Raw genomic sequence first — 6,144 nt, 5'->3', positions numbered from 1 at the left:
TCCCCATTGTTCCCCCTCTTCCCCCCCCCCGCCCCCTCCCTCCTTTCGCCGCGCCCCTGCATCGACGACGCGCCGTCGCGCGACAGCGTCTCGGAGCGCGCGAGCCGCCGCGTCGCCGCGTCCAGCTCGCTTTCCCGCTGGACGACGACCGCGTCGGCCGCCGCCTTGTCGCTGCGCCGCTGCGCGACCTGCGCGTCGATGCTCGCCGCCGTGTTCACAGCCTGCTGCTCCCGGGCGCGCGCTTCGTCGAGCTGTGCCTGCAGGACGACGACGTCCATGCGCGCGAGCGGCTGGCCGGCCTTCACGAAGTCGCCTTCGTCGACGAGCATCGCGGTGACGCGCCCCGGCAGCTTGGTCGCGACGTCGATCTCGGTCGCCTCGATACGGCCGTTGCCGCTCACGAGGCCGGCATCGGCCTGTCCGTCGCGCCAGCGCGTCCATCCGTAGTACGTGATGCCGATCGCGAGCACGGCGACGCCTGCCCCGATCAGAAGAGGGCGCTTGAGGGTTTTCATCGTGTGGATTCCGGAATCGTCGAATCGTTGGTCGTTGGCGCGGCGGGTGCGTCGCTGTCGCGCGTGGCGCCGCCGAGCGCGCCATACAGCGCGACGCGGCTCGACAGCAGCGCACGACGCGTCATCACCCATTGCTGCTCCGCGTTCATCAGGTCCCGCTGCGCGTCGAGCACCTCGAGGAACCGGGTCGCGCCGCTGTCGTAGCGCAACGTCGCGAGGCGGGCCCGTTCGGCCTGCGACGCCAGCGTCGCGTGCTCGATGCGCACCTCGTCGGCCAGCCAGTAACGGGACGCGAGCGCGTCGGACACGTCGCGGAACGCGCTTTGGATCGTTCGCTCGTACCGCGCGAGCGCTTCTTCGCGCTGCGCGTGCGCCAGCGCGAGATTCGAGCGGTTGCGGCCGCCGTCGACGAGCGGCAGCGTCACGTTCGGGATCACCGACCAGACGCCGGTGCTGGAGGTCAGCAGGTCACGCAGCGCGCTGCTGCCCGAGCCGATCGAGCTCGTCAGCGCGATGCGCGGAAAGAATGCGGCGCGCGCCGCGCCGATGTTCGCGCGGGCCGCCTGCAACTCGTGCTCGGCCGCGATCACGTCGGGCCGCCGGGCAAGCAGCGACGAGGGCAGGCCGGGGGCGAGCGACGGTGCGACGGCGCCGTCGTCGAGCGCGAGCGGCATGCCGGCCAGATCCGGCGGCGCACCGACCAGCAACGCCAGCGCATCGGCCGCCGCCGCGCGCGCCTGCTGCAGCTGGGCGCCGAGGGATTCCGCCTGCTGCAGCAGGATCTCGGCCTGCGTCAGGTCGAGGCGAGAGATCGCGCCGGCCGCGTGGCGAAGCCGGAAAATCCGCAGCGACTCGCGGCGCGTGTCGATCGTCGCGCGGGTCAGCGCGATGCGCTCGTCGTACTCGCACAGCGTCAGATACGCGTTGGCGACCGAGGTGATCACAGTCAACGTGGCGGCACGCCGGGCCGCGTCGCTCGCGAGATAGCGCTGCAGCGCGGCTTCCTTCAGGTTGCGCACACGGCCCCAGAAATCGAGTTCCCATTGCGTTTCGGCCAGCCGGACCTCGTAGACCTGCCCGATGAACGGTGTCGGCGTGAGCAGCCCGCCCGGTGCGCGAAACCGTGCATAGGCCGCGCCGGCGCCGATCGTCGGCCACTGGTCCGCGCTGCGGATGCCGTAGACGGCGCGTGCCTGTTCGACACGCGCGACGGCCGCACGCAGGTCGCGATTGCTGGCCAGCGCATGCGCGATCAGCGCGCGAAGACGCGCATCGACGAAGTAGTCCTGCCAGGCGGGCACCTGCGCGGCCGCGGACGTGGGCGTGATGCTGGCCGACGGATCCGGAAAGGCGGCGGGAATCGGCGCGGCGGGACGTTGGTCCGGCGGTGCGAGCGACAGGCATCCGGACAGCAGGCCGATACCCGTTGCGAGCGCAACGAAACGCGCGTACCGGAAAGCTGCAATGCGGAAGACGACGGGAAGCGCGATGGCGCGCATGGAAGGCCTCGGCGAATACGGGAACGCGGGGTGGCGCCGCCTCGTGACGTCGCCGCTTCGGGTTCACTTATATCCGACGATTGAGGCGTCTACCCTTGATCTGTATCACTTCGGCGGGAATGCGTTTCGAGCGGTGCTTCGGTTGACGGGCGCGCCAAAAAAGGCCACGTACCGGCGGATTGCGCCAGTCTCGCCGGTCCGCTTCGTGCCGACCGAGGGACCGTATCGCGGCTGCCCGGTCGAAGCGTGCCGTCCTCGCTTGTCGAGATGGCGAAATATGCCAATTCATGCTGTTTTGTGGTTTTTCATGCGGATGTCATCTCGCGTTGCGACAGTGTGGTATCGGGCGACGGTTCCGGGAACGATCGGCATGAGCCGGCCCGTTTGCCCGGGTCCCGGCGATCCGTTCATGCGACGCAGCGAGCGGCGACCCATGCGCATGGCTGCCGAAGCGGCGGCGTGCATCATCTCGACAGAAGGAACGTGCAACCGTGAACGCCCTCGCAGCGGCAGATTCTTATGACGTGATCGTCGTCGGTGCCGGCATCGTCGGCCTCGCGCATGCGTATACGGCGGCCCTCAAGGGGCTGCGCGTCTGCGTGATCGAGTGCGATGCGGCTTGCGTGGGCGCGTCGATCCGCAATTTCGGGTTCGTTACCGTCACCGGGCAGCACGCCGAACACAGCTGGCGGCGTGCGCGGGCGAGCCGCGAGGTCTGGGCGGACGTCGCGCCGCAAGCCGGCATCGACGTGCTGCACAAGGGCCTGCACCTGATCGCGCGTCGCCCCGAGGCGATGCACCTGGTCGATGCCTTCATGCAGACCGGCATGGCCGACGGCTGCCGGATCATGACGCCCGGCGAAGCGGCGGCGGTGGCGCCGGCGCTGCGGCTGGACGGCGTGCAAGGCGTGCTGCATAGCCCGCATGAACTGCGCGTCGAACCGCGTACCGCGATCGGGTTGCTGGCGTCGTGGCTGGCGGAACGTTTCGGCGTGCGGTTTCGCTACGGCGAGATGGTGCATGAGGTACGCACGCCGTCGGTGCGAACGTCGCGCGGCGTGCTGCACGCGGAGCGCGTGATCGTCTGCGGCAACGCGGACAGCCGCCACCTGTACGGCGACGGGTTCGCGCGGCACGAAGTGCGGCTGTGCCAGTTGCAGATGCTGCGCGTGCGGCCGCGCCGTCCGCTCGCGCTGCGCGCCGCGGTGATGAGCGACCTGAGCCTGCTGCGGTACTCGGGTTTCGCGGCGCTGCCGGCTGCCGGCGCATTGCGCACGCGCCTGAACGCGGAGGAGCCCGTGTGCCTCGGTTACGGTATCCACTTGATCGCGGTGCAGAGCGCCGACGGCAGCCTCGTGGTGGGCGATTCGCACGAATACGGCGCCGCACCGCTGCCGTTCGCGACGCAGGAGATCGATGCGCAGATCCTGCGCTTGCTGCATGAGACGCTCGATGTGCCGGAACTGGATGTCATCGAACGCTGGACCGGCAGCTATCCGTCGGCGGCCGATGCGGATTGCGTGATCGAAGCGCCGGACGGCGGCACACGCGTGGTCGTCGTGACGAGCGGCGCCGGGATGAGCACGGGTTTCGGGATCGCGCAGGACGTGTTTGCCGCGTGGTGATGGCGCGGACACGCGCGTCGTGCAGGCGCCGGGGTCGCGGGATTGACATGGTTCGCGCGGCAGATGATCGACGGGGCCGCTCGTGACGGGGCGGCTGCACGAGATCCTGCGTTGGCCTGGCTGCGACGGGCATCACGTGCCGATACGGCGAGGTTCGCACCGGGCCGGATGATCGCCGCGCAGCGCGACGAGCGCGCGCCGATGGCGCACGGGCAGAAGGTGCACCGCATGACGCCGTGAGCTGCCGCGCGGCGCGAGCCAGGCTCCCGGGCACGCAAGCTGCTCGTTCATCCGCGGCGCCCGCATACGGGACCGAACCCCGCGCCATGGCGCGCGGCGGCCCCGCGCGTGCGCCGAGATCGATATTTGTCCCGGGAGGCGCCATGCGTGAAGCGAACCATCCATCCCGCGTCCGGTCGGGCGCGCACGACCGAACCCCGGCCGATCCCCGGGCGGTCACGGTCCGGCATCCCGTCACGCGTGCGTTCGAACGGTTCGCGTCGCACGTGACCGTGTGGGCCGGTTCGCCGATCGCATTCGGCAGTGCCGTGGCCGTCACGCTGCTGTGGCTCGTCACGGGGCCGGTTTTCCACTATTCGGACGCCTGGCAGCTCGTCATCAATACCGGGACGACGATCATCACGTTCCTGATGGTGTTCCTGCTGCAGCGCAACCAGAACCGCGACAGCGTCGCGATGCACCTGAAGCTCGACGAACTCGTCGCCGTCACCCACGCGGCAAGCGACCGGCTGATCGGGATCGAGGACGCGTCGGAGGAAGAACTGCGCGCGATGGCCCAGACCTACCTCGACCTGGCGAAGCGGGTGGCCGCCCGGGAGGACAAACAGGGTGCCGATCGCGATCGCAAGCCGGCCGGTCATTCGCCGGAATCCTGACGGATGGCAGTGCGACTGCGGCACGACCGGCACGAGATCCGCGGACGATTTTTCAAGCGCTTGTCATTTCTGTCCCGGCGTCGCGGCGTCGCGGCATGAACGGGTGGCCGGGCGTCACACGCGTCGACGCGCCCGACAAGCCGGGCATGCGGAGCGGGCGGAACCTTGCGGTGTTGGTGACGGCGCTGTCGCGCATTCCGCCCGAGCAGTTCGGCAAGGCCGTGTTCGCACCGGGGCACGCTTGGCACAGCTTTTCGGCGTTTGCCGGCAGTTCCGCCTGCATGGCGCAGGCCGCCAATTCGACGAACCGACGCAGCGCGCGTTGAGCCGGGTACGGAAATCGCTCCGATCTTCAAGTGAACGCTGCACGACGCATGTCCGTCGTCCACATCGCCGGTGCGGAGAATCGCGTGCACCGTTGAAAGCGAGCAGCTAGGAAGCACACGTTGATGCAGTACGGTCCGCGGCCGCCGGCAGCGTATTTGCCTGGTGCCCAGAGAACCGTCGTCGGCATGCTTCGGGTCAAGCGCTTGTCTCGGCCAGGCAGCCGGATGTCAATGGGCAGCGAACGCACTTCCAGGCGACATGGTTTCCGGTGTTTCAGGAGAGGCGCTTCATTCAGCGATGTCGCGATCCATTGTCAAGGGGCAACGCCATGCACGTATTCGCGAACTTGAGTCCATTGGTCTCGCTGATCGCTGGAATTCTGATTCTGGTGGTACCGCGCCTGCTGAATTACATCGTTGCGATCTACCTGATCGTCATAGGATTGCTCGGACTGTTCGGCGGACATTTCCATTGACGATTCGCCTGGGGCGGCCCCGTGCACGACAGGACAGGGCGACCCACTTGAACGTGCGGGAACGCACGATACGTCTCGACGGGCGGGGATGAGGAAAGACGGCGGCCATACGGTCTTCGGCAATGAACTCGGGTGCGTCGGCATCTAGATGTGTTCGACCTGAACCTCGACCGAATCCCTGGACACGGACAATCGCGTGCGGCCAAGCAGGGCATCCGCGGGCGCGGTTCCGTCCGGGTTCAACGGCTTCACTTTGTTGAACGTGACGGAAAAGCGTTCCGGCGTGACGGTGGCCGACGCATAACCCTGCGCGTCGTGGTCGGCGTGGCACAGATCGGGGTTGTTCGCCATCAGGAAGCTGTCCAGTCTGGCTGGGGTGGCCACCATCGACGCGAGCGGCGTCCCTTTCCATGCGGCTTTCAGGTACGAATAGAAGGACGCGCTGCTGATGCCGGCACAGACGAAGTCGACGATCGCCGGTACCCCCGTCGCGGGATCGGGATCGTCCCGCACGACGCCGCACTGAAAGGCATGCAGATCCCCGGTGATCGCGACGACGTTATGGATCCCGTGTTCCCTCAAGTAAGCGAGCAGTTCGTGCTTGTGCGCGGGATAGCCGTCCCAGGCGTCGCAATCGGCCACGAGGCGGGCCGCCGGTGTCTTGGGTGCGCCAGGCATCAGGGACGTGTCAGGAATTTCGTGTGCTGAGGTCGGTTAAAGAATCTCAGCTGATGGCGGCGGTGAATCGCTCGCCGAACAGAATGGCGAACTGATTGACTGCTTGTCGCCAGGTGATAGGCGGCATCT

The 6,144-nt window shown here is 68.0% G+C and carries 7 protein-coding genes and 1 pseudogene; 5 read left to right on the top strand and 3 right to left on the bottom strand.

The genetic code is table 11. The features are described from left to right. Positions 1 to 515 (bottom strand): biotin/lipoyl-binding protein (locus G3N64_RS37875; RefSeq protein ID WP_205788706.1); only part of this gene is annotated, 515 nt, incomplete at its 3' end. Continuing rightward, positions 512 to 2,014: an efflux transporter outer membrane subunit gene (locus tag G3N64_RS37870; RefSeq protein ID WP_205788705.1), complete on the bottom strand. Its 1,503-nt coding sequence runs from the start codon at positions 2,012 to 2,014 to the stop codon at positions 512 to 514. The genes G3N64_RS37875 and G3N64_RS37870, both read right to left, overlap by 4 nt. Before the next feature lie 491 nt (positions 2,015 to 2,505). Between G3N64_RS37870 and G3N64_RS37865 the strand changes: the two genes are divergently transcribed. The 5 genes and pseudogenes from G3N64_RS37865 to G3N64_RS37850 all read left to right on the top strand — a co-directional run bounded on the left by G3N64_RS37865 (position 2,506) and on the right by G3N64_RS37850 (position 5,337). Continuing rightward, positions 2,506 to 3,639, top strand: coding sequence for a TIGR03364 family FAD-dependent oxidoreductase (locus tag G3N64_RS37865; protein WP_205788704.1), 1,134 nt, complete (start codon positions 2,506 to 2,508; stop codon positions 3,637 to 3,639). Between the two features lie 111 nt (positions 3,640 to 3,750). Beyond that, complete coding sequence (locus G3N64_RS40305; RefSeq protein WP_277399162.1) at positions 3,751 to 3,879, top strand: hypothetical protein; 129 nt, start codon at positions 3,751 to 3,753, stop codon at positions 3,877 to 3,879. Between the two features lie 143 nt (positions 3,880 to 4,022). Next, positions 4,023 to 4,535 carry a low affinity iron permease family protein gene (locus G3N64_RS37860; RefSeq protein WP_205788703.1) on the top strand — a complete coding sequence of 171 codons (513 nt, stop codon included), beginning with the start codon at positions 4,023 to 4,025 and terminating at the stop codon, positions 4,533 to 4,535. Positions 4,536 to 4,651: 116 nt separating this feature from the next. Next, positions 4,652 to 4,765 (top strand): annotated as a pseudogene (locus tag G3N64_RS37855) (DUF1641 domain-containing protein); the annotation flags it as partial. Positions 4,766 to 5,190: 425 nt separating this feature from the next. Continuing rightward, on the top strand, positions 5,191 to 5,337 hold the full coding sequence (locus G3N64_RS37850) for a DUF3096 domain-containing protein (RefSeq protein ID WP_085039940.1): 147 nt from the start codon (positions 5,191 to 5,193) through the stop codon (positions 5,335 to 5,337). A gap of 144 nt (positions 5,338 to 5,481) precedes the next feature. Here G3N64_RS37850 and G3N64_RS37845 read toward each other — a convergent pair whose 3' ends face one another. Continuing rightward, entirely contained in the window at positions 5,482 to 6,015 is a 534-nt protein-coding gene (locus tag G3N64_RS37845) for an alkaline phosphatase D family protein (protein ID WP_241021424.1), read from the bottom strand. Between the last annotated feature and the right edge of the window lie 129 nt (positions 6,016 to 6,144).

Origin of the sequence: Burkholderia sp. Ac-20344 (assembly GCF_017104975.1) — a bacterium.
Taxonomy (GTDB): Bacteria; Pseudomonadota; Gammaproteobacteria; order Burkholderiales; family Burkholderiaceae; genus Burkholderia.
Note: the sequence above shows the minus strand (reverse complement) of the source record. Positions and strands in the feature narration are given on the sequence as shown.

Excerpts from the sequence above, each read along its gene's own strand:
- G3N64_RS37860 (WP_205788703.1), top strand. The coding sequence starts at position 4,023 with ATGCGTGAAGCGAACCATCCATCCCGCGTCCGGTCGGGCGCGCACGAC.
- G3N64_RS37850 (WP_085039940.1), top strand. The coding sequence starts at position 5,191 with ATGCACGTATTCGCGAACTTGAGTCCATTGGTCTCGCTGATCGCTGGA.
- G3N64_RS37870 (WP_205788705.1), bottom strand. The coding sequence starts at position 2,014 with ATGCGCGCCATCGCGCTTCCCGTCGTCTTCCGCATTGCAGCTTTCCGG.
- G3N64_RS37845 (WP_241021424.1), bottom strand. The coding sequence starts at position 6,015 with ATGCCTGGCGCACCCAAGACACCGGCGGCCCGCCTCGTGGCCGATTGC.